The sequence below is a fragment of the Pseudoalteromonas sp. CO342X genome, from assembly GCF_004208915.1.
In the GTDB taxonomy this organism is placed as follows: Bacteria; Pseudomonadota; Gammaproteobacteria; order Enterobacterales; family Alteromonadaceae; genus Pseudoalteromonas; species Pseudoalteromonas maricaloris.
Window position 1 is genome coordinate 76,120 of record NZ_SGPH01000012.1, and the last position, 24,170, is coordinate 100,289.

At 43.4% G+C, this 24,170-nt stretch carries 15 protein-coding genes; 5 read left to right on the top strand and 10 right to left on the bottom strand.

Annotated elements, in window-relative coordinates:
- Positions 1–12 precede the first annotated feature (12 nt).
- Entirely contained in the window at positions 13–3,123 is a 3,111-nt protein-coding gene (locus EXT47_RS04245; RefSeq protein ID WP_039496829.1) for an efflux RND transporter permease subunit, read from the bottom strand.
- 285 nt (positions 3,124–3,408) lie between these two features.
- Here EXT47_RS04245 and EXT47_RS04250 point away from each other — a divergent pair, with 285 nt between their 5' ends.
- Positions 3,409–3,873 (top strand): hypothetical protein, encoded by a 465-nt coding sequence (locus EXT47_RS04250; protein WP_130125960.1) that lies wholly within the window; start codon positions 3,409–3,411, stop codon positions 3,871–3,873.
- Positions 3,874–3,936: 63 nt separating this feature from the next.
- Here EXT47_RS04250 and EXT47_RS04255 read toward each other — a convergent pair whose 3' ends face one another.
- The 7 genes from EXT47_RS04255 to dinG form a co-directional block, all read right to left on the bottom strand.
- On the bottom strand, positions 3,937–4,731 hold the full coding sequence (locus EXT47_RS04255; RefSeq protein ID WP_130125961.1) for an NPP1 family protein: 795 nt from the start codon (positions 4,729–4,731) through the stop codon (positions 3,937–3,939).
- 100 nt (positions 4,732–4,831) lie between these two features.
- A complete protein-coding gene (locus EXT47_RS04260; RefSeq protein ID WP_010375809.1) occupies positions 4,832–4,993 on the bottom strand; it encodes a DUF2496 domain-containing protein in 162 nt (53 codons plus the stop codon).
- Positions 4,990–5,262 (bottom strand): late competence development ComFB family protein, encoded by a 273-nt coding sequence (locus EXT47_RS04265; RefSeq protein ID WP_039496836.1) that lies wholly within the window; start codon positions 5,260–5,262, stop codon positions 4,990–4,992. Before EXT47_RS04265 ends, EXT47_RS04260 begins: the two co-directional genes overlap by 4 nt.
- A 27-nt stretch (positions 5,263–5,289) precedes the next feature.
- Positions 5,290–6,195 carry a histone deacetylase gene (locus EXT47_RS04270; protein WP_130125962.1) on the bottom strand — a complete coding sequence of 302 codons (906 nt, stop codon included), beginning with the start codon at positions 6,193–6,195 and terminating at the stop codon, positions 5,290–5,292.
- Positions 6,195–6,794, bottom strand: coding sequence for a primosomal replication protein (locus tag EXT47_RS04275; RefSeq protein WP_039496840.1), 600 nt, complete (start codon positions 6,792–6,794; stop codon positions 6,195–6,197). Before EXT47_RS04275 ends, EXT47_RS04270 begins: the two co-directional genes overlap by 1 nt.
- Positions 6,791–7,570, bottom strand: coding sequence for a TSUP family transporter (locus EXT47_RS04280; protein WP_010606576.1), 780 nt, complete (start codon positions 7,568–7,570; stop codon positions 6,791–6,793). Before EXT47_RS04280 ends, EXT47_RS04275 begins: the two co-directional genes overlap by 4 nt.
- Before the next feature lie 2 nt (positions 7,571–7,572).
- Complete coding sequence (gene dinG, locus EXT47_RS04285; protein WP_099029414.1) at positions 7,573–9,642, bottom strand: ATP-dependent DNA helicase DinG; 2,070 nt, start codon at positions 9,640–9,642, stop codon at positions 7,573–7,575.
- A 167-nt stretch (positions 9,643–9,809) separates the two neighbouring features.
- Between dinG and EXT47_RS04290 the strand changes: the two genes are divergently transcribed.
- From EXT47_RS04290 to EXT47_RS04300, 3 genes are all read left to right on the top strand, one after another.
- Positions 9,810–12,146: a DNA polymerase II gene (locus EXT47_RS04290; RefSeq protein WP_130125963.1), complete on the top strand. Its 2,337-nt coding sequence runs from the start codon at positions 9,810–9,812 to the stop codon at positions 12,144–12,146.
- Positions 12,147–12,526: 380 nt separating this feature from the next.
- Positions 12,527–15,394: a TonB-dependent receptor gene (locus EXT47_RS04295; protein ID WP_039496845.1), complete on the top strand. Its 2,868-nt coding sequence runs from the start codon at positions 12,527–12,529 to the stop codon at positions 15,392–15,394.
- 498 nt (positions 15,395–15,892) lie between these two features.
- Complete coding sequence (locus EXT47_RS04300; RefSeq protein ID WP_130125964.1) at positions 15,893–18,775, top strand: TonB-dependent siderophore receptor; 2,883 nt, start codon at positions 15,893–15,895, stop codon at positions 18,773–18,775.
- Between the two features lie 167 nt (positions 18,776–18,942).
- Here EXT47_RS04300 and EXT47_RS04305 read toward each other — a convergent pair whose 3' ends face one another.
- Positions 18,943–21,279, bottom strand: coding sequence for a helicase-related protein (locus EXT47_RS04305; RefSeq protein WP_130125965.1), 2,337 nt, complete (start codon positions 21,277–21,279; stop codon positions 18,943–18,945).
- Positions 21,280–21,384: 105 nt separating this feature from the next.
- Between EXT47_RS04305 and EXT47_RS04310 the strand changes: the two genes are divergently transcribed.
- On the top strand, positions 21,385–22,215 hold the full coding sequence (locus EXT47_RS04310; RefSeq protein WP_130125966.1) for a M90 family metallopeptidase: 831 nt from the start codon (positions 21,385–21,387) through the stop codon (positions 22,213–22,215).
- A gap of 54 nt (positions 22,216–22,269) precedes the next feature.
- Here the strand turns inward: EXT47_RS04310 and EXT47_RS04315 are convergent, their stop codons facing one another.
- Positions 22,270–24,093, bottom strand: a complete 1,824-nt coding sequence (locus EXT47_RS04315; RefSeq protein WP_130125967.1) for a DEAD/DEAH box helicase — start codon at positions 24,091–24,093, stop codon at positions 22,270–22,272.
- Positions 24,094–24,170: the final 77 nt, after the last annotated feature.

Genomic DNA, 24,170 nt, shown 5'->3' on the forward strand with positions numbered 1-24,170 from the left:
TGTTCTCACTACTCACTGATTGGCAACTAGGCTGAGCGGGGCTTTGGCCGTTGATTTGTTTGTTTCGGATGGCGGAGTTTGCCGCCCAAGTTGCAATAAACTCGGCATCAACACTAAGGTAAATAGTGCACTGATAGCCATGCCACCGACGATGACGGTCGCAAGGCCGCGGTAGATTTCTGAGCCGACGCCTGGCATGAGCATGAGTGGCAGCATGCCAAACAGACTGGTTAAGGTGCTCAAGTAAACGGGCCTTGCTCTTAGTAACACCGCTTGTCTGACCGACGCCTCACGGCTCATGCCTGATGCCATCGCAACGCGAGTCTGATCCACCAGCAAAATGGCATTATTTACGACCAGCCCAAGCAAGATGATAAAGCCTATCATGGTCAGTAAATCCAAGGACTGGAAGGTAAAGAGGTTTAAAATATACAGAGCCAGCACGCCACCTGCGATAGCCAGTGGCATCACTAACAATACCAAGGCGCTGTCTTTGGCAGACTTAAATAGCGCGGTCATCAACAAAAACAAAATGAACAACGCAAGGACAAAATTCAGTGCCATTTCTTCCATTGCGGAATTCATCTTTTGCGCATTCCCCGCCAAAATAGCACCAGCACTGGCCGGCAGGCTTGCGCGCACTTTTGGCATTACCTGCTCACTCAAGATGGTTTGCACTTGCTGCAGGCTCATATCAGCCGGAGGTGTGACAACTATGCTGACCGTGCGACGGCCGTTGACACGTCGCAGCTGCGTCGGGCCAACTGTACGTTCTATATTCGCCAACTCGCCGAGAGTTTGAATTCCTGACTGAGGTGTTACGATGGGCAAGGCTTTTAGTTCCTCAGGGCTTTGCCAAGGGATACCACGAAGGATAACGTTCATACGCTCGTTACCATCAAAATACTCATTGACGAATAATCCACCGGTATAAGCTTGTACTGCTTGAGACACATCTCGACGCGTTAATCCCGCTTGGGTGATCCTGCGATCGTTAGGCGTTAATCTAAGCTCTGGCTCTGCCATATCCAATCGCGGCTGAGGTCTGGCAGTTGCCTCTGGTAGCGCGGTTTGTACTGCCTGCAAAGCCACTTGAGCTGCTGAGATTAAGTCGTCCATATTGGGACCTGTGAGGTCAATATTAATATCGCGACCATCGCCGCCATTGGCTACTTGGATCATGGAGCCGCGAAAGAAAAACACTTGAGTATCGGGAAGGTCGACGAAGATTTCTTCTCTGGCCACTTTCATCAGTTCTTCAACACGTTGAGGGTCGGCTGAATAGATAAAGCCGCCAGCATTAGAACCAAACGCATAGAAATTAAAGTCTTTAATACCTGGTTCTTTTTCGCCTTGGTAATAGGGCATTAAGCGCTTTTTCACGCGCAGCAGCAATTCTTCTTCCATAAACTGTACGTTGCCACCAGGTGGTGTCACTAGGTTAAAGAAAAAGCCGTCGGTAGGAGCTCTTGGCATAAAGTCAGTTTTTGGCAGCATGGTCATGGTTGCAACCACCGAGCCACCCAGTAATACGCCAATCCAAGTAAGTTGCTTTACTCTGTTATTGGTCAACGTCATGATGAAATTGGTGAGTTTTTGCCAGTATTGATGATAAGGATCTGGTTTTAGTTCAGAGTCTGGCCACAAATGATTTGCCAGTGGAATAAGGGTAATAGCACACAACATTGACGCAATAACGGCAATCGAGAGTGTCAGTGCTAAATCGGAGAATAGCTGTCCCTCAATACCCGCCATAAAGAGAATAGGTAAAAAGATGGCGACGCTGGTGGTTGTCGAAGCAAATAATGCTCCGGTCACTTGGGCCGCTCCTTTTAAGGCGGCTTTTTTGTTATCGAATCCTTCTGCTCTTAAGCGTGAGATATTCTCCTGAACTATGATAGCGGCGTCTAGTACAAGGCCTACTGCAAACGCTAACCCTGCCAACGAGATCACATTCAGACTGCGGTCAAAGATATTCAGTGCGAGAAAGGCGACCATCAATGAAATGGGGATTGTAGCTGCAATCACCAAAGTTGCTTTTAAGCCTCTAAAAAATAGCCACAGAATTAAACAAGATAAGAGTACCCCAAGGCCTAAATTACTTTTTACTAAAGAAAGTGCATTACGAATGTGGACGGAGGCATCAAAGCTGAGCTCAATCGACAAGCCATTCTCAGCCAGCGGCCCTTGGTTTAATTCATCAATTGCAAGGTTGATTTCATCAAGTAAGGCAACGGTATTTGCCTCGTTGGCCCGTGAGATCCGAATATAATAGGCCGGTTTACCATTGCGGCCACTCATGCCTAAACGGTCTGAGAAGGTGCGTTCCACACTTGCGATATCACCTAAGTAGATTGGCCTGTCTCCTGAATAGCCGACACGCATTTGGGCCATACTGGAAAGGTCGTATTGGCCGGTGAATCGCACGGTATATTGACGACGTCCAACGTTGGCAAGACCTCCAGAAGTATCGCGAGAGCTCGCAAGTACATTACTGATTTGATCTAAACTAATACCAAGCGCTGCGGCTTTGTGCGGATCGAAAGTAATACGCAGCTCTTTTGGCCGCTCACTTGCAAGATCAACGCGTGCCACACCGGGAATACGTGCAAGTCTTGGTTCAATAAACTCGTCGATTTGCTTTTGAAACTGCGCCATATCAAAGTCGAGACTATTTGATTGATAGTCTTTGGGCGTGACCAACAAAGTGGCTGCTGCTTCACCGTTATTACCGCCGGCGAATACGACTGGGTCTAGCGCATCAAGTGGCAACGGCGGAGCCTGATTTAAGCTTGTTAGCACATCAAGCATCGCTTGTTGCATATTCGCACCCACCGCAAATGTTAGCGTAATAGAGCCATTACCACGATTGATGTTGGTATTAACTTCAAGTGCACCGGGTGTGTTTTTTACCGCATTTTCTAGCGGTTCGATGATCACTGATTCTATTTCTTCTGGAGCGGCTTGGCGCCATCCCGAGAAAATCGTGATCTGTGGTTGCTCAATATCTGGCGTCAACTGAATGGGCAGTTTAAATATACTTAACAGCCCAAATAAAACAATCAACACCAAGATGACAATTACACTCGCTGGATTTTTTAGCGAACCGCGTGTCACGTTCATTTGATATATTCCAATCTTGCTTTTTCTGCATTGTAGTGGGATGTAAAAAAAGTGCCAGTAAGGTGAAATTCACGTTTGCTAAAGTTAGCGCTAAACCGGCGAAAATAAGCGATAAAGCGCATTTCTGTAATACCTTGTAACGCTTTTTTATAGTTTGAAAAACTTTTTGATCTGAATTAAGGGCAATTGAACTTGTACTAGTAAGATCAATAGAAGTGGCTAAACTTAGCTGAGCATGATCAGTTCTTAGCAATAATTGATAAATGATGTTCATAAGGAGGTTATATGTACGTTGCGTTAAAATGGGACCATATTATTGGAGCACATTTTGTTCAGTGGATCGTTGTAAAATGCAGTGGCGTAATGGACAAATTTGGGTTATCGCAAGCCTTACCCCCTCGGCGTGATATTGCCTATTTCACCGATCCCCAATCTGCTGAGCAAGATGCTAAACAATTTGCGGATTACAAAAATACTGGGCAAATGGCGCATATTGAAAAAAAATACTCACCCAACTTGGGGGAGCACCATGGTTTTTGTCACTATGCGTGGGATCACACCTATCTGAGTGAATTAGTAAAACACGCTGTGCTTTATTGGGAAGATGGCAAACACTTCTCACCTGAGCCATATAGAAGCGATATTGCCTATTTTATCGATCCGCAAACAAGTGAAATGGATAGTATTTTCTTTGCACAATATAAATTAGAGCGAGCAAGGCTGCTGAGGCAAAAGCAAGACGCAGGTTAATACCTATTGGTATAAGCATATCGACTCACCTCACCGACGGGGGAGGTGAGTTTGTTATAGCAATTACTGAGCGTTATCTACATCACTTTGTGAGTACACTGGGTAGTCACTGGGTTTAAAGCGATTAAGGTTATTGAGGAAGCGACTGTCTTTAACGGGCAAGGTGGCAGAGCCATAATCATATTGATTGAGCTTTTCTCGTAACTCCGTGTTCGAAATTCCATCTCCAGCCATTTTGTACCAACTGATGATAGCGGGTGTGACAAAGCGGTAATAGTGGTTTTCAGCGATTTCGTTTGATTTGGCGAAGCGCAGTGCATGGGTCAAAATGCCGTCTTTATGATAGACAATTTTTAAGTGGCCATTCTCGAATGGTAGCTCATTAGCAGGTTTAGTGAATAAGTCGCCATGTGCGCTATAACTACCGTGTGTAACTATCCCATCTCGAGTCCATATCGCTGCATACTCCCAATCATGGCGGTGACCACCACCAAAGTAATCAAACACTTGATCTTTTTTGAAGTAAAGTGCATAGAAGTGTCCACAATACTCGCCGCTAGTCGTTGTTTTACAAGCGTAGCGATGCACAGTATTAGAAGTATTTAAAAATTGATTATCTCGGCAATCACCTGTGATGCGCCCCGATGTTTTTAGCCCTGAATTTTGCACGCCAGTTCTACTGATCCCTGCGCTAGGCAGGCAACCATCACCGTCAAAATCGAACACAGGTTCAGTACCATTGATAATGTAGGGGGCTGGTAGGGCTTCGTCTAATGCCGCAAAGTCATTGGCGTAAGCGTATTGTGTACACGCTGCAACAATTGCGAGGGACAATAAAGGGAGTTGTGTTGTTGTCATACTGCTTTCCTTAATAAATGCAGTTGTGCCGTTTTGCACAACCGCTATCGATTAGAATCTAAGATTAAAAAAGAAGTATGACTTAAATGTATATTTAATGTTAAGTTTTTTGTTGGTTGTTTAGCTTTTTTTGAAAGTCAGATCTGACAATTTCAAGTGCAGCCATGACTTCTTCTGCAGGAAGATCATGCTCTTCTAACAACATAATAAGGTCGACGGCAAGTTTTACATGAGTTGGCGCTTGTTCTAGAGGGGTACTCATACTTGAAATTGTTCCTTTTTAGCGATTTGTGCAATGGCAAAGTCAATCGCACTTTCTACCGCTTGTTCCATTTTTACACGCTCGGGCTGAGGCAGGTAAAACTCCATGTCGACATCGTAGCGAATATAACGCGATGGAAGTTGGTTCAAAACAGTACAACAAAAGTCGGCCATTACGTCTTCATCATAGATTTTATCTAACTTACGACGGACGATATGTTCGACTACCAGCTTTTCATAATAATTATGAATATCATCATGTAACTTCATACAGCCTCCTGCATATTCCTTTTAAGTTTATATCATAATAGCGGGGTTATCGAACAAAGCCAAAAAGGTTTGTTGATGTATATCTACAAGATGATCAACGTCGCGCTGATAGCCCCCACCTAGAGCAAAAGCTAATGGAATATTGAGGTGATGAGCATACTCAAAAACAATCGAATCCCGAGCCCTAACACCTTGCTTTGAAACACTAAAGTGTCCTAGTTCATCGCCTTGATACACATCTGCGCCGGCGTTATAAAGGATGATGTCTGGCTGGTATAATCGAACCGCCAGTTGTAAGGCTTCGCGGACGGTTGCCACATATTGCGCGTCCTGTGTATTCACAGGCAAGGCAAAGTCCAAATCGGATTGCGGTTTAACGCGAGGAAAGTTACTTTCACAGTGGATGGAGCAGGTAATGATATCGTCTCTATCTGCAACGATCGTTGCAGTGCCATCGCCTTGATGCACGTCACAATCAAAGATAAGCACTCGCTCAACCCGTTGATGGGCAATGAGCGTTACTGCGATTACCGCCCAATCATTAAATATGCAAAAGCCGCTGCCAAAATCACGATGTGCGTGATGATAGCCGCCGCTTAAGTTTGCTCCAAATCCATATTCGAGCGCATACTTTGCTGCCGCTAAACCGCCACCTAGAGAAATCAAAGTGCGTTCAACTAGTTGTTCACTCCAAGGGAAGCCCATTTTCTTAATGGCTTTTTCGCTCAACGTGCCGTTTAGAAAGGCATCAACGTAATTACTGTCGTGGCAAAGTTGCAGTGCATCAGCTGTGATTTTTTGCTCGGGCTCTTTGATAAATTTAGCAAATTTACTGGCGTTTATTCGTTGGTATAATTTTTTATACTTGCTGATAGGGAAGCGATGCTTTTCAGGTAGATTTAGCTCGCTATAAATAGGGTGGTAGTAAAGCATTAACGGCTCTGACTTTTCTCAACTTCTTGAATTTTTTGCTCGGTGGCGGAAATGGCCTTTCTGCAGCGGCCAAGGCGGGCATGAAGGGCTAATATTTCGGCATTGAGTTTGGCAGCTTGAGTGGGGTCTGCTTTGTCCATCTGTAGTCTTCTGAGATCAATCATTTCTTGCAATCGACGCTCAAATTCATGATTTTGAGATAGTTCCTGATATAACTCATGGGACGACTGCATAATCTTCTGCACTGCCTTCTTATACACTTTGGCTTTTTTTGGTGTATTCAGTTTGTTTTCTTTCGCCCAGACCGGGGTTGATTTTAACACCTTCAACACGGCTTCCATTTGCGAGCCTATCCGCTCGATGGCAAATGTAAAGGCGTGGCGCTGCTCACTTGGCGGCAGGTGAGACATTGCTTCTGCTATTTCTTCAACATAGTCGCTGAGCTTTAAGCTTTTAGTTCGAAATACACGGGCATCAAATAAGCTGGGCTGTGCCTGCATATAACGATTCTTATCAAACCATTTCGCGGAGTCAAATTGCGCTGCTTGTTGCTTTAAGCGGCTGACTTGTTGCTCAAGCTTGATAAGTCCTGTACTCACGAGAAATAAGCCTCAAAAATGAGCTTGCCAGCAAGTACAATAACCACAGTGTTAAAGAGTGGTTTGATCAGTTTGTTGCCAAACTTAATTGCAGAATGCGCACCAAGCCAAGCACCAAACATTAAAAAGGCGCCCATGGTGATACCCAGCATAAAGTTAACATGACCCAAGGCTACAAAGGTGATAAGCGAAATAAAGTTGGAAACAAAGTTCATTGAACGAGCAAGACCACAGTTTAAAAGTAAGCTCATTTTATAGAGCATACTGTTAGACGCAGTCCAAAACGTGCCAGTACCAGGTCCAGCCATACCATCAAAAAATCCCAACGATAAACCTTGCGCCCATTGCTTGATTTTGAGTGCTCGATTTGCTTCTGGCAAAGTATGGGAATCTGTTGGGCTTAGTCTACCGACTAAGCTATAAATTGCGACAGCGATGATAATAACGGGAATAAGTTTATTTAAAAACTCGATACTTAGAAAGTCGACAAGTAGTGTGCCCAATACGGCACCTATCGCAGTGGCAATAATAGAGCCAATCCAAAAGCTAGGTTTGAATAACTGCTTTTTGTAGTAGGTAAAGCTCGCGGTTAAGGAGCCAAAACTCGCGGCAAGCTTGTTTGTACCTAAGGTTAAATGCGGAGGAAGGCCAGCAGTAAGCAAGGCAGGTACGGTTAGCAGCCCACCACCACCTGCAATTGCATCAATAAATCCAGCAGCCAGTGCGACTAAGCAAAGTAACCCCCAAGTAGTGGGATCTAAAGCGAGTTCAAACATTATTAATCAATTTGCCTTTTGTATGGTGGCAGAGTATCAAGCATGGCTTTGCCATAACGTTTTGTAACTAAACGTCTATCTAAGATGGTGATACGGCCGGAGTCTGATTCTTTACGCAGCAGTCTACCACAGCTTTGTACTAATTTCTTTGCAGCATCGGGTACAGTGATAGATAAAAATGGATTCCCCCCTTTACTTTGCACAAATTCCGCTTGAGCCTCTTCAATAGGAGAGGTTGGCACGGCGAAAGGGATCTTAGTCACCACTAGGTTCTCTAGGTATTTTCCGGGTAAATCTAGCCCCTCGGATAAGCTTTGTGTACCAAATAAGATACTGCCGCGACCTAAGTCGATATTTGCTTTGTGACGAGTGAGTAAGGCATCACGGGAAAGCTCACCCTGCACCAAAATATTGAGATTTTTACCTCTTAATTTTTCTACTACATGGTTCATTTGCCAATAAGAAGCAAACAGTACAAGGTTAGCCTTACTGGTGTCTAAGTAGGTTGGCAGGGCATCCGCTAAATAATCGCTAAAGGCTTTATCCGTTGGATCTGTTTGAGTTTTTGGCAAATGCAATGTTGCTTGATTGGGATAATCAAACGGAGAATCAGCCTTGATATATTTAACACCAGGCTCTTTTGCCAACCCACTTTCGTGGGCGAAATGATCAAATGTGCCTAAAGCACTGAGGGTTGCGGAGCAGAGCACCGCGCCTGCACACTCACGCCAGAGGTTATCCTTCAAATAATAGCCGACTTCAATCGGACAATCACAAAGTAAATGGTCGTGATGGTGTTTGTATTCTAAGCGTTTTATCCACCTTGCATGTGGCACGCTGTCGCCTTTTCGAGCATAGCTAAACCAGAGTTTGTTGAGTTGTTCAAGCCGGTTGATATATTGACCGCTTTCAACCAATAACGGGTCGGCTAAAAATGCTTGCACATCGCCGTCTGAAACATCGCCCGACAGTGCATCATGCATCTTGGTAAGACAACGCAGTGCATCTTGCGTGGCATCAGCGATATCTTTTGCTTTTACGGTGAGCGCTTCAGGTACTTCGCCATGACTAAAGCGGTAGGTATCGTCATCGTTATAGGTAAAGTCGCTCTGATCGAGTATATCTCTTACTGCTCTGAGATATTTCGCCGCGTCATTGGCTGCATCGTTCAGTTTGAAATTCTGCCCAATGGCTTTTTGCGAAACCACGGTGTTTGCCATCTTTCCGCTAAACTTAAGTAGCTTTTCAAGCCACTCGATAGTGCCTTTAATCGTTGCCGCTGCAGAAGAAAAATCTCTGGTAATATGAGGCAGGTGGTGCGCTTCATCAATTACGTAAAATGTTTCTTCTGGTTCCGGTAATATCGTCCCGCCACCTAGTTCTAAGTCTGCCAGTAACAAAGCGTGATTAATCACTAGCACATCCATTTGTGCAATCTTTTGTCGAGCTAAATGAAAAGGGCATAAGTGATGAGATTTTAATTGCCGTTGGCAGGCGTGTTTATCACAAGCGATAACATTCCAAACTTTATCTGGAATTGTGTCTTCCCAGCTATCCCTGTCACCTTGCCAGCGCTTTTCTTGGTATGCAAGTGCTAACTCTCTTAAGCATTTTTGCTCCATTTGAGAAAGCGGGCTGCTGGTTGTCGGCATCATCGACATTTGCATCTCATCATCGCTGACGGCAGCCATCAGTTTTTGTACGCAGATGTAGCGTTGACGGCCTTTTACAAGGTCAAATTTAAAGTCTATACCTGAATGTTCTTTTAAAAATGGCAACTCTTTGTTGATCAGTTGTTCTTGTAAAGCGACGGTTGCAGTTGAAATGACGAGTTTCTTTTTACTTGAGAGTGCAACAGGAAGCGCGCCGAGTAGATAGGCTAAAGATTTTCCAGTACCCGTTCCTGCTTCAATCACGCAAATACGTTGAGTGCGGTGATAATCACCAGAGAGTGTTTTTGCTATTTCGGCGACCAGATAATTTTGACTCGGACGAGGACGAAAGCCATCTAAAGCGGAGGCGACATTTTGATGTGCTTGGCGGATGGTTTTTTTTAGTTTGTCTGAGAGCATAATCTATTTAGCCTAGAGTTCTGATATGAAGCAAGCCTACCACTTGAGTCTCGATTTTTAGTTAATCACTGCGTTAATGGATAGGTTTTATTCTGTTTGTGACTTTATGTTCAATAAACAGGTGGATATAATCACAGTGATTCGTCTATTTTAGGGTGGTATTGGAGTTGGCACAAGCGATATATCAGGGCTTTGTTTTATCGAGACAGCAGATGCAGGTAAATGGCCAACTGCGCTTGTGTTATTGGCTCAAATCGCAACATCAGTTACTCAAGGTGTGGGTAGAGGATGAGCAGCCACTCTTTTTCATTAAACAAGATAAAAAAACGGAAGTAGAGCTGTTGCTAAGTCGCGCTCAGCTGCAGTTTAGTATCTCGCCAAGTCAATTAAAGCACTTCGATCAAGCCCCTGTTTGCGTTGTGAAATTTCGTACCTTGAATCACTTCTATGAGGCAAAACAGCTACTTGAAAATAAAGTCGCATTATATGAAGAAGATATTCGCCATGCCGACCGCTATTTAATGGAGCGCTTTATTCGCGGAGCCGCTTGGGTCAAAGGAAAAGCTACGCAAAAACCGGGCTATATCGAAATTACTCAGGCGCAATTTAAGGCTTGCGATGATTATAGACCACACCTTGAAATGCTTTCTATCGATATAGAATGTAACGGCGAGGGGGTCTTATTTTCGGTGGGTTTAGTGACCGATACAAAAAAGCTGGTGATCATGATAGGTGAGGCGCAACATGCTGCCGTCAATGTAGTTTGGGTTGAAGATGAAATTGCGTTATTAGAAGAGCTGGTCAAGCAAGTAAATCGTTTAGACCCTGATGTGTTAATCGGGTGGAACGTGATTGAATTCGATGCCGCAATACTTGTGGAACGCGCGCAGGCTAACGGCGTCGCACTTGCGATAGGGCGAGATGGCGGAGTGATGTCAACCTTCAAAGGTAACTATACCCGGGTGTTTATTCCGGGGCGAGTGATACTAGATGGCATTGATATGATGAAAAATGCGACCTATCACTTTGAAACATTTAAACTGAGCTTTGTGGCTGAGAAGATTTTGGGTGCTACCAAGCTTATCGCACAGGACGACAGGCTTGAGGAAATCATCAGGCAGTTCCATCATGATAAACCGGCGCTCGCAGCGTATAACTTACAAGATTGTCAATTGGTGCTCGACATTTTTAGTAAACTTAACTTACTTGAATTTGCCCTCGCTCGAACTCAGTTGACGGGTTTGGAACTCGAGAAAATGGGCGGCTCAGTCGCCGCGTTTACCAACTTGTATTTACCGTTACTGCACCGTAGCGGTTACATTGCACCAAATTTATCTGAGCATGGCATTAACTTTGACAGTCCCGGCGGTTATGTCATGGACTCAAAGCCAGGCCTCTATCAAAATATTTTGGTACTCGATTTCAAAAGCCTTTACCCCTCAATTATCCGCACTTTTTGTATTGACCCTATGGGGTTAATAGAAGGGTTACAGCATCCTGAATATGCCATAGAGGGCTTTAATAAAGGTAAATTTAGCCGCACAGAACATCATTTACCGGGTTTAGTCGCTGCGCTCTCCAGCGCACGTGAACAAGCTAAATTAGACAAAGACATGATGCTCTCGCAGGCGATTAAAATCATCATGAATAGTTTGTACGGCGTACTTGGGTCTAAGGGGTGTCGGTTTTACGATCCTCGTCTTGCGAGTTCAATAACGATGCGCGGTCATCAGATTATGCAGCAAACGCGAACTTGGATTGAACAGCTTGGATATGAAGTGATCTACGGTGATACCGACTCAACTTTCGTCTGCTTACCCGAGTCTTTGCGTAGCGAAGCGTGCCAAGCAATAGGCAAGCAGCTGATGGCTGAAATTAACGAGCGCTGGCGCGCACTGCTGATGGAAAGCTTTGGCCTCCACAGTCATTTAGAAATAGAGTTTGAAACACATTATAGCCCTTTCTTTATGCCCACCATTCGTGGCCAAGAAGTCGGCTCTAAAAAGCGATATGTTGGACAGATCACCGAACTTGGCAAGCAAAAGCTGGTTTTTAAAGGAATGGAGACCGTGCGTAGCGATTGGACGGAAATTGCAAAGGAGTACCAACAAGCAATTATTCGCGCGCTGTTTGATGGGCTCGACACCGTTGAGATCACCCACCAATACATAAATGAGATTTTCGCTGGAAAAGTAGACGAAAAACTCATTTATAAAAAGAAGCTTGGTAAGTCTGTTGAACTATATACAAAAAATATTCCTCCCCAAGTAAAAGCGGCGAAACAAGCTATCGAGGATGGGTTGTTGCAAACCGCCAAAAAGGGGGTACAAATACCGTACTACTTAAGTACCGATGGACCTAAGTTCGCGCAGCAAGGCAAGCTCGTAGATATTGATTATTATCAATATGTTGAAAAGCAAATTCTGCCGATATATCAGATGCTTCCCAATGCTTCTAAGCTATCAATTCGCTCTGATGGGCAGCAAAGTTTCGATTTGCTTTAATCGAGATCGTACAATCAGACTGCCAGCGTCTTCCAGTCTTAAAATTAATTAGTCAGTTAAATACACTAAAATAAAGTTCCTTTTTTGTTAACTTAAAAACCCTTCTTTGCTCATTTATTACTCTATTGTTTTGTTTTAAAGGATTTTAAAGTTTTAATTTTAACCAAAATAATTTTTTATTATTTTAATTCAATTATTTATGGATGGTTTTTATTGTGCCTTATATTGGTAATTGCAAAAAACAGTATAATTAACCTTGATCATTGGTCTGGTGTTTGTTTAATATCTTGCCCCTAATGTTGCTATTTTAGAAATTAACAAGGCAACAAAATAATAATTAATACAAGCTGTTTACAACAAAACAATCCAGGGTGATTCACATGCTAAACAATAAGTTAACTAAGGCGGTTCGCTTAGCGATCGCGTTTGGTGGCGCTAGCGCTGCCGTATTTGCAACCAATGCAGTTGCTGAAGAAGAAGGCGCGAAAAGTGTTGAGCGCATTGAAGTTACAGGTTCTCGCTTAAAGCGCACTGACCTTGAATCTACTGCTCCAATCACTGTTATCGGCGGCGAAGCGCTTGGCGATATGGGTATCAGCAACGTTGGTGAATTTGTTCAATCAAACCCAGTTATGTCTGGATCGCCAGCAACAACAACGCGTAACAACGGCGGTAGCGGTGGCGTATTTGTAGAACTACGTGGTCTAGGTTCAGAACGTACGCTTGTACTTATCAATGGTCGTAAGCCTGTAAGCTCAGACTTCCAGAATATTCCTGCTGCAATGATCGACCGTATCGAAATTCTAAAAGATGGTGCTTCGGTTGCATATGGTTCGTCAGCAATGGCTGGTGTTGTAAACATCATCACTAAAAAAGAACTTACAGGTGTTGAAGTTAAAGCAACAACGTCTTGGTACGACATGTTTAGCGGTGGTAAAGAGCAAAGCTTCCAACTAGTTGGTGGTAAAGAGTTCGATACAGGCCATATCACAGTAGGTTTCGATTATACCAAGCAGGATCCAATCTATCAGGGTGATGTGAAAGACGTTAACTTCTTCCAATATCCTTGGCAGGTGCTTTCAGAAGAAGGTGCTAAGAGTTTTTACGAGAACGGTTTAATCCCAGATGGTGACAATGCGAACGTATTCATTTTAGGTTCGGGTTCTACTCCTTGTGGTAATTTCTACGTTGAAGGTAAAGGTAACTTTACTAACGATAAATGCCCAAGTGGTGGCGACGGTAAGCCTTCTCTAAGTGACATGCGTCCATTTGTCGGCGGTGGTGAAGTAAACGATACTTACAACTACAACCCGGTAAACTTAATGCAAACACCTTTTGAAGTGATTAACTTCTTTGTTGATACTTCATTTGAGTTAAACGATGACCTTGTCGTATATACAGAAACACGCATCAATAAGCGTACTTCAAAACAGGAACTTGCGGCTGTACCTTTCGACACAGCCTATGATCCAGGTTATGTAGTTACACTTTCAAATGGTTCGACGGCTAACGGTGTATCAGCTGATAACTACTACAACCCATTCGGTGAAGATGTTTATCGCTCTCGTCGTCGTATGCTTGAAGGTGGTCGTTACTTCGAACAAGATTATGTTCGTTTCCAACAAGTTGCAGGTCTAAAGGGCGCAATTAACGATAACTGGCAGTTCGATGCTTACTACAACTATGGTGCAAATAGCCTTCAAGATACTGACTTTGGTCAGCTTTACGGCCCACACCTAGCAAAAGCTTTAGGCCCATCATTCAAAGATGACGCTGGCAATGTGGTATGTGGTACGCCTGACGCACCTATTTCTGACTGTGTATCGCTAAATGTATTTGGTGGCCCAGGTACTGTGACTCAAGAGATGCTTGACTACATTACTGCACCACTAGGCGATCACTACAATGATTCATTCCACCAAGTTCGTGTAGACGTATTTGGTGAGCTATTTGAAGTTCCAGCAGGTTATGTTTCAAGTGCATTTGGCCTTGAGTATTACACCACTGAGTTTGAACAAGTAAATGATTCTGGTAAGTTCTTTGATTCAGTGACTGGTAACACCAGCAAGCCACTAACAGGTCTATCTAAGAACTACACAGCTGCGTCGGCAGAGTTCTTAATACCATTAGTACGTGATTTAGGTGTTGAATCTGCAGATTTGACGCTAGGTGCACGCTATGACGACTTTAGCACAACAGGTTCAAACTTCTCTTGGATGGCTAAAATTGAGTCAAATATTTTTGATGGCTTAAAGTTCCGTGCAAACTATTCAGAAGTATATCGTGAACCAACACTAAGCGATTTGTATTCGCCAGAGCTTGATTCATTTGAAAGCGCTTCAGATCCGTGTTCTGCGGCAAACATTGGTGGCTTATCTGCAGCAGGTCAGGCTAAATGTCTTGAAATGGGTGCTCCAGCTGGCGGCCACAACAGTGCTGATGCGCAAGTTCGTACACGTTTAGGCGGCAACACAGGTGTCCAATCTGAAGAAGGTGAAACATTCACTATTGGTTTTGTGTGGGCTCCTGACTTTGTTGAAAACTTAGGTATTACTATTGATTACTGGGATATCAACATTGACGGTAAAATTGGTTCTCTAGCAACTGATGATATTCTGCAGGGTTGTTATGCCGGCCTTATCGAAGATATGTGTGCAAAAATCTCACGTGGCTTTGATGGCTCGGTTGATCGTGTAGACAGTCGTACAACAAACTTACAAAGCATGACTGCTCGTGGTATCGATCTTGATGTGAACTATTCATTTGACACAGACTTCGGTGCATTTGTAGCTAGCGTATCATGGACTCACTTCTTAGAGCGTGGCGAAGAAAACTTTGATGGTGAAACAGGTACATTTATCGTTGAAGATCTAGTTGGCAGATTTGAAGATGATACGTCTTACTTTGAAGACAAAATCTTATTCAATCTACGTTATGACCTAGACAATCTACGTGTTGTGTGGGCTGCGAACTATCAGTCTGGTCTTGAGTACGGTGACCTAACTTACATTAAGCGTGATAATTATGATTCATTAGCAGGTTTAGTTGCTAAAGTTGATTCATATGTGTACCACGATTTAACAGCACAATACTCATTTGATACAAACACAACGGTGCAAGCTGGTATTCGCAACCTAACAGACGAACTACCTCCTTATATCGAAACAGCGTTCAACGCGAACACTGACGAAAGTAACTTCAAGCTATTCGGACGTCAGTTCTTCTTAGGTGTAACTCAGAAGTTCTAACCGAAATTTAGCAATTTTGACCCAAATCGGCCTCTGTTGAGGTCGATTTTTTAAATTCCCCATTCTAGTTTGCCTCCTTCAGTACTAAACCCATCCAATTTGTAACAAGTGCTTCGGTAGTTGTTTTTTTATTGCAGATATGAATTCTCAATGTTTATTGAATGTTGTTCCTTGGTGTGTGTAAATGTAGTGTTTGTACCTTTATTGTTGCGTAAAGAGTGATTTTTTGCGATGAATTACAAAAGTGATAAAAAAAATGAACTTATTTTTACTTTTATAACATCATGAAAAACAAAAGAAAAAAACTATTTTCATGTTAAAATAAAGCGTTTTTTGGTTTGTTTTATGAAATGATTGTTGACCCTATGTTGGTACTAAAAGTAGTATAGCTCTCGACACGATAACTCAAGCGATTTTAGGTACTAGATTTAAATTCTTTTAATCTGTTGTTTTTATTGAGTTTTTGTTCATTAAAATAAAAATCAGGGATCATCAATCATGTTGAATAATAAAATAAGTAAAGCTGTTCGTTTAGCTATTGCCTTCGGTGCAGCATCGTCTGCTGTGTTAGCGAGTACTGCTGTTTCAGCTGAAGAAAACACTGAAGAAGTGGAACGTATTCAAATTACAGGTTCAAAAATTAAGCGTATCGCTGCTACTGCGCCGACGCCTGTCGTTGTTATTGGTCGTGTTGAGCTTGAAAATGCAGGTGTCAGCAACGTCAATGATTTCCTATCTGAAATGCCAGCTGCAGAAGTTGGTCTAAGTCCTGAAAACTCTAATAACTATATCTATGCCAACGGTCTAAATACAACCGACCTGCGTGGTTTAGGTTCTAGCCGTACTCTTGTTCTAGTGAACGGTCGTCGCTTTATCGGTGGTTCTGCAGGTGATAACACTGTAGATTTGAACAACATTGCGACTTCAATGATCGAGCGTATTGAAATTTCAACTGGTGGTGCATCTGCGGTTTACGGTGCTGATGCCGTAGCTGGTGTAGTGAATATTATCACGCGTAAATCATTCGATGGCATTGAAATTGATGCTGCAACGACTCGTCCATTTGAAGGTGGAGGCGAACAAACGTTTGGCTCTCTTGTTTTTGGTAAAGAGTTTGATGGCGGTGGGTTCATCTTTAACTATGACTTTGCTGATCAAAAGCAAATGGCTAAAAAAGATAAATCATGGTGGTATGATAATCCGGTCTCTTTTGTACCTAACCCGGATAACAGAAGCGGTGAAGACGGCGTTCCTGCCGAAATTAAATATGAAGGCAGAAAGCATTACGGTCTTTATGATGAGTCGAGTGAGTTTACTTTAGGCGGCAAGCGCTGGACATTCGACGAAAATAAAAATCTACGAGAGTTCGATATTGGTAGCGGTTATTTACCAAGCGACCCGACAGCTGGCACTTATCGCTATTATCCTGGTGAATATAAAGATGGTATCGAAGAAGGTCTTGATGAGTTCTTCCGCACGCCTTTAACGCGCCATACATTTAACCTTGCTGGTAACTACGAGATAAACGAAAATCACAAATTGACCTTCGATACTATCTATTCTATCAGCGAAGCTTTCGGCCAGGGCTCACCTGTATTTTGGCGTACAGGCGATATTGTTATTCGCAAAGATAACGCTTTCATCAAAGACGATCTACGTCAGCTGATGGAAGAAAATAATGCAGAATCAATTTCTTTACGCCGTTTAGGTGATGACTTCGGTTCAAGAAAATACAATCAAGATCGTACTACTTTCCGAACGTCAATTGGACTTGATGGCTACATTGATGATAATTGGTCGTACTCTACATACTTCCAGCACAGCCGCTTACAACAAGATACGTCTTGGCACGGCGAAGTGTTAATCGATAACTTCCAAAACGCGCTTGACGCAGTTGTACGCAATGGTGAAATTGTTTGTGCGCAACGTGATGATGACGGTAATGTTGTTGGGTCGATTTTTGGTTGTTCACCAATCAATGTATTAGGTGCGCCAGGTCACTCACAAGAGACTATTGATTACATCTCTACAGTAGCGACTGCGGAACATGGTGCTACCCAAACAAGCTTTGGAGCCACAATAACAGGTGATGTTTATGAACTACCAGCAGGTCCAATTGGTACTGCATTCAGTTTCGAGTGGCGTAGAGATTCAGCATACGAAACGCCGGGAACCGGTATTCGTAAAGGTCTAGTGTTTGGTAACTCTGGTTTAGCATATTCTGGTGCAGTGAACGTGAAAGAATACGCAACAGAAGTTATTATTCCGCTAATTGCCGATCATGAATGGGCACAAGAATTAAACCTTGAGCTTGCGTATCGTTACATGGATTATTCATCTACAGGTGGTGATTCTGCGTATAAAGTAGGTCTGACTTATCAGCTTAATGATGACATTCGTTTCCGTGCAACTAAAGCAGAGTCGGTACGTGCGCCAAACGTTAATGAGCTGTATTCAGCAGCTGGAACCCAGTACTGGTCATATGGGCGCTTTGATCAATGTGCTGCGGACGAGATTGCGAATACAGATGACAAGTATCGTGATAATGTAGTCAAAAACTGTGCGGCGGCAGGTATTCCAGATGGATGGATGCCGTCTCAGCAGTGGTTAGATAGCGGTAGTATTGAAGGTAAGCTTGGCGGTAACAACCAGCTAGACAACGAAGTTTCAAGCGATGTTGTGTTTGGTTTTGTGTATACACCAACTTCTATTGAAGGCTTTGATATCACTGTAGATTACTGGAGCTTTGAGATTGAAAATGCAATCGAGAACTATGACTATGGCGAGTTACAAAGAAACTGCTACCGTGCTGATAGTCTAGACAACCCATTCTGTGGCTTTATTACTCGTGGTGCAAACAACGAAGTTACTAGCTTCTTCCAAACTTCTCTGAACGCAGCTGAAGAGAAGAAGAGCGGTGTTGATATCGAGTCTGTATACGACTTCGAAACTAGTATTGGTGAGTTCGGTGTCAAGCTGACAGCGACTTATGTTGAAAACTACGAAATTAACCAAACAGGTAACCCTATTGACCTGTTAGTTAAAACGGGTGAGCAAGATCACATGAGATGGCGTGGTCGCTTGAATACTAGCTATGAGTACGGAGATTTCAGAGCTGTATTAGTTGCAAACTACCGTCATAGTACTGTAGACGAGCGCAATGGTTGGAACATCGAGCAACATAACTATAACGATATTCCTTCTTATACAACGTTCGACTTATCAATGAACTATCGAGTACTTGAAAACGTAGATCTACGTTTCGGTATTCAAAATATGTTCGACAGAACACCACCTAGACATCCTCTAGCGTTTGAAGACACTAGCTGGTACGATCCAATCGGTCGTCGCGCTACTGTTGGTGTGAACATCAAGCTATAATTTTTATAGTGATAAAAAGCCGCTCATTGAGCGGCTTTTTTGTTTTTGAAAACTTTCCAGTCCAAAAATAGATAATTTAAATAATTGAGTTGGTTTAATGGGCTATTGGATAAAGATCTACCTGTGCTTAACTATATAAGTTATTCGTTATCCAAAAGTCATGTCTGCTAACTTACATCGACGACCTTACTGGCTTTACGATAACGTATTTTGAAGCCACTCCAGGCTGGTAGTTCCCACCTTTTTGGGGCGTCTTTCCTTGTACCGTTGATATAAGTAAGTTCGATTCTTTTTCCTTTAAAATTATAACTTACTGCCATTGTCAGCGCTGGAATCGACCATGTTAGCGGAAACTTTTCAACAAATGGTGTTAACTCCCACGTTTCAATTTCTTTGAATAACAAGTCTTGTTCGCTGATTAGTTCTATATCGTCATAGCTTTCTATACCAAGTGCTGTGAGTTTTTCACTTAAAAAGGAGTTGAGTGTGGGCACAAGTTCATCGCGCTCATGAAATTGGTAGAACAATGCAGTCTGCTCAATACTGGCTTCTATCTGCTTGGCCAAACCTGAAAACAGCGTATTATTTTGAATAAGAAATACTAAGGCATAAATAACATCCTTGGAGTTATCAAGGCGCTTGGTTTGTTGGCCTAAAGCTTCGTCACTGTAATGTGTAATAAATTCACCCCAAAGCTCACCATTATCAATATAAGCTGAGCGCAATGTTTGGCTGCCGAGGCCCATTTCAAGTAATTGCTTTTTTGTTAGTAGCGCATTACACATCGCGAGTGTCTTGGCTTGCTTGGTACCTTTACCTGCGAGTGAAAAAGTATCTAATACCAGTAGTGCTTCTGCCTGTTCCGGTACGCGAGTATGGTTTGAAGGCATGACTTCAGCTAAGCCATTATTAAAACCATTACGACGGTTTTGCTTATTGATATAAACCCAATGTGGCATTAGCTTAGCTAACTCAATGACCAGTTTGTCATGGTCAAAACTGGCTGCTTTATCTAAAGGAGGTAGTGCAAATGCTTCACGCAATTGCATGCTAAATTGCTGTGCTTCTGTGAGCGCCTCAGGCGTAATATCAATTAATTCTTCAGTTTGTCCTCTCACCACCGCGATAGCGATTTCTATATCTGAGCCTCGAGTAAATCGGCTATTTAATCTTGTTAAGCGCTCTACATCATTAGGTAGCTGGTAGACTCGGGCAGGCACAGACAGTAGCGAAATAAGGTCAATAGCCGCTTGACGTAGCGTGTTTGAAGCCAATTTATGGATCACATAACCAAACTCAAAATCGACTGGAAGCGGGTACAGCAGCTTGCCAAGCGGAGTTGCTATATTTTGTTCATCAATGGCTTCTAATGTAATTAGCTGTTGTGTAGCTTTATTTAGTGAGCTTTCAGGAAGTGGGTCAATAAAATCAATAGACGAGACGCCTGTTGTTGCGCAGCCCGCCGCAAGTACAAGCTCTGCCAATGATTCTCTTTGGATCTCAGGCGGGGTGCTGTCTATCAAAGGCGCATATTGGCCATATAACCGGATACATAGTCCCGGTTGCGTACGTCCTGCGCGTCCTAGACGTTGCTTTGCTGAATCTCTTGCAATAGCATCTAAGCCTAATACGGTTTTTCCAAGGCGCAAATGAGTACGACGCTCAAGCCCTGAGTCAATCACACAAGTGACATTGGGAATAGTGAGCGAGGTTTCGGCAACATTGGTTGCGAGAATAATTCGACGTGTATTTTGTGCGGTTAATGCGATGCGCTGAGCCTCGGGGCTGCAGCCACTATATAAGCCAACGATAGTCGCTGGCAGCGCTTTCACTTTAGCTAAGCTTGCTTGGATCTCGGCCTTGCCAGGTAAAAAGACTAAAATATCGCCTTGGCAATGTTCCAATGCGTATTGGCAAGCTGCAAAAATGCGAGTATCGAGTTGCTCTTTCTGGGGCATAGTTCTTGGATCAGGGGCGTGAAAACACTCTTCAACGGGGTAAATGAACCCTTCTGACTCTAAGATAGGGGCGTCTAAATAAGAGGCTAATTTTTGGCTGTTTAACGTCGCCGAGGTAACAATTAGTTTGTGTGATTGAGCCTGCCTTAAGAGCGCTAATAATAAGTCCATGTCCCAGCGTCTTTCATGAAATTCATCCAACATCACGGCGCTGAATTCTGCAAGTTTGCTCTCAAAAAACCACCTTAATGCTACACCAGGCGTTGCATAAACTACCTGAGTGTTAGGTGAAAACCTCCCTTCAAACCGAATAGCAAAGCCGACCTTATCGCCAAGCGGTGAGCCACTTTGAGCCGCGACATATTCAGCTAAAGAGGTACAAGCAATACGCCGAGGCTCAATGACTAATACTCTGCCATGTTGTGAGGCCCAAAGCGGAAGTTGGGTTGATTTGCCTGAACCTGTTGTGGCACATACTACAATCGCATTTTGTTCGTTTAGTGTTTGAGTAAACTGAGGCTGTAAAGATTCAATGGGTAAAGACATAGCAGTTCATTTGCATTTTTTCGCCATAGTAACAAAGTTTGCTTGAAAAAGTGGGAGTCAGTACCAATTAATATTTGAAGACTTATTCAATAAAGGCCAAAAGCCATGATAGAAATAGTGCTTATTGTCGGCCTTATTCTATTTGTTTCTCTATATTGGAACTGGGAAAAAATTCAAAGACTGCAGTGGCAAAGGAAATACCAAGATCAAACGCTGAGCGCGTCAGATAAGCAAGTATTGCTAAAATACATGCCTATTTATCGTAAGATGACAGATGCTGACCGCGCACTGCTGGAAAAACATATTGTCTGGTTTCTTGGCGAGAAGCGCGTGTTGGGTAGAGATGGGTTAATAGTATCACGACCGATGACCTTAATTATTGCCGCAGATGCCTGTTTACTGGTTCTTAAGCAAGCTTGGCCACTCTATCCCAACGTCAAAGAAATATTACTCTATCCCAGTAGCTATTACGCGCCACAAACTTCTAGAGATGGTGCAGGTTTGGTTAGTTTTCACCAAACAGTTCGTCAAGGAGAGTCTTGGCCTGGAGGTACTTTAGTGCTGAGTTGGCACGATGTACTTGAGGGAAATCGATTGCCTGAGGATGGTCACAACTTGGTGTTTCATGAGTTTGCCCATCAACTTGACCAACAAACTGGTGCGACGAATGGAACGCCTGCATTACCTGTAGGAATGAGTTACCAAGACTGGGGGAGGGTGCTATCAAAGGCTTACCAGCACTTAAAAATGCAGCTGTCTTACAATATGCCTCATGCTATTCATTCATACGGCGCAACAAACGAAGCGGAGTTTTTCGCCGTGGTAACAGAAACATTTATTGAAAAGCCCCATGAACTCAAACAGGAAAACCCAGAGCTATATAATTTGTTGAAAGACTACTATCAGTTTGAGCCAAGGGATTGGCAACGACATTAAAGCATATAAATAAAAAAACCGCTCAGTTGAGCGGTTTTTTCTTAAGAGCGTCGATTAAGAAAAGCTAATTTCTTTTCTTTCGCGCTTTTCTCTTCTTTGACCTTCAGGACGGCGTTTATCGCCACCGCCACTACGTGGGTCTTTAAAGCTACGCTTACGGTCTCTTTGCTCTTCACCTCTACCCTGACCTTGGTCAGCAGGGTGAGTGCTCTTAGTCATGTTCATAGGACGTTGACAGATGTGAACGCTCTTGAAGTGGCTAAGTACATCACTTGGCATATTCTGCGGCAATTGAACCGTGCTGTGTTCATTGAACAGACGGATTTCACCGATGAACTTGCTTGAGATATCCGCTTCGTTTGCGATAGCACCAACGATGTTCTTAACTTGAACACCATGGTCACGACCCACTTCGATACGGTAAGTATCCATTGGACCTGATGCACGGTCACGGCTACGAGATTTGCGTTCACCACGCTCGCCACGTTCACCACGGCTACCATCTCTTTCGCGACGCTCGCCACGACGGTCGTCACGTTCTCTACGCTCACGTTGTTGAATTTGAATATCTTCAACTTTCAGCGGCGTTTGCTGCTGTGCAAGACACAATAGTGCTGCTGCTAAGTCTTCTTGGCTCAGCTCTAGCTTTTGTGCAAGGCCTGATGCCACGTTTGAGAAGAACTCAATGTCTTTGTGCTCAAGCGCTGTAGAGATCTTAGTCTCTAATGCACCAATACGCTTTTCTTCAACAACTTTCGCACTTGGTAATTCAACCTGTGCAATATCAGAGCGCGTATGGCGCATGATGTTTTTAAGTAAATAACGCTCGTTGTTCTTAACGAACAAGATTGCTTTACCTTGACGGCCAGCACGGCCGGTACGACCGATACGGTGAACATAAGCTTCACAGTCTTGTGGGATATCGTAGTTAACAACAAGGCTTAGACGCTCTACGTCAAGACCACGTGCCGCAACGTCAGTTGCGATAACGATATCTAGTAAACCGCTCTTTAGACGGTCCACTGTGCGCTCACGCGCCTGCTGGTTCATGTCGCCGTTGAGCGGTGCAGCTGAGAAGCCTTCACGCTCTAGTAGCTCTGCAAGCTGAACAGTGTCATTACGTGTACGTACGAACACGATAGCGCCGTCGTAATCTTCCGCTTCTAAGAAACGTACGATAGCTTTGTTTTTGTGTGCAGTTGCACGCCAGTAAACTTGCTCGATCGTAGATACTGTAGAGTTACGCGGAGTGATTTTAACTTGTTCAGCGTTATCTAAATATTTATTACAGATTGATTGGATCTGCTTTGGCATAGTCGCAGAGAACAAACAAGTTTGCTTCTCTTCCGGTGTTTTCTCCATGATGCTTTCAACATCATCGATAAAGCCCATGCGTAGCATTTCATCTGCTTCATCAAGTACAAGTGCGTTTAGACCAGAAAGGTCAATCGTCTTGCGGTTGATGTGGTCAATCAAACGACCTGGTGTTGCCACAATAATTTGGGCACCACGGCGTAGAGCACTTAGCTGAATGCCGTAGCTTTGACCACCATAAAGCGCTAATACTTCAACGCCTTTAGTATATTTAGCATATTGCTGAAATGCTTCAGCAACTTGAATAGCTAGCTCACGCGTTGGCGTAAGCACAAGAATTTGCGGTTGTTTAACGGATGCGTCTACTTGGTTTAACAATGGCAGTGCAAATGCTGCCGTTTTACCTGTACCCGTCTGCGCTAGTCCCAGTACGTCTTTTCTTTCTAGCAATAACGGTATACATTGAGCTTGGATCTCAGAAGGTGTTTTATATCCCAGCTCTTCGACTGCTTTTAAGATTGCAGGAGAAAGGTCTAAAGATTCAAACGTAACTGGTTCTGACATTAATGCGCCTCAACTATTTTAAAGAGGCGCGCATTGTACAGGAAAGATAAAATAAAAGCTTGCATAAAATCACACTA

What these genes read in the sequence shown, in the direction of transcription:
- EXT47_RS04265 (WP_039496836.1), bottom strand. Translation starts at nt 5,262, where the DNA reads ATGAAGTTACATGATGATATTCATAATTATTATGAAAAGCTGGTAGTC.
- EXT47_RS04245 (WP_039496829.1), bottom strand. Translation starts at nt 3,123, where the DNA reads ATGAACGTGACACGCGGTTCGCTAAAAAATCCAGCGAGTGTAATTGTC.
- EXT47_RS04300 (WP_130125964.1), top strand. Translation starts at nt 15,893, where the DNA reads ATGTTGAATAATAAAATAAGTAAAGCTGTTCGTTTAGCTATTGCCTTC.
- EXT47_RS04260 (WP_010375809.1), bottom strand. Translation starts at nt 4,993, where the DNA reads ATGAGTACCCCTCTAGAACAAGCGCCAACTCATGTAAAACTTGCCGTC.
- EXT47_RS04250 (WP_130125960.1), top strand. Translation starts at nt 3,409, where the DNA reads ATGTACGTTGCGTTAAAATGGGACCATATTATTGGAGCACATTTTGTT.
- EXT47_RS04270 (WP_130125962.1), bottom strand. Translation starts at nt 6,195, where the DNA reads ATGCTTTACTACCACCCTATTTATAGCGAGCTAAATCTACCTGAAAAG.
- dinG (WP_099029414.1), bottom strand. Translation starts at nt 9,642, where the DNA reads ATGCTCTCAGACAAACTAAAAAAAACCATCCGCCAAGCACATCAAAAT.
- EXT47_RS04280 (WP_010606576.1), bottom strand. Translation starts at nt 7,570, where the DNA reads ATGTTTGAACTCGCTTTAGATCCCACTACTTGGGGGTTACTTTGCTTA.
- EXT47_RS04315 (WP_130125967.1), bottom strand. Translation starts at nt 24,093, where the DNA reads ATGTCAGAACCAGTTACGTTTGAATCTTTAGACCTTTCTCCTGCAATC.
- EXT47_RS04255 (WP_130125961.1), bottom strand. Translation starts at nt 4,731, where the DNA reads ATGACAACAACACAACTCCCTTTATTGTCCCTCGCAATTGTTGCAGCG.
- EXT47_RS04295 (WP_039496845.1), top strand. Translation starts at nt 12,527, where the DNA reads ATGCTAAACAATAAGTTAACTAAGGCGGTTCGCTTAGCGATCGCGTTT.
- EXT47_RS04305 (WP_130125965.1), bottom strand. Translation starts at nt 21,279, where the DNA reads ATGTCTTTACCCATTGAATCTTTACAGCCTCAGTTTACTCAAACACTA.
- EXT47_RS04310 (WP_130125966.1), top strand. Translation starts at nt 21,385, where the DNA reads ATGATAGAAATAGTGCTTATTGTCGGCCTTATTCTATTTGTTTCTCTA.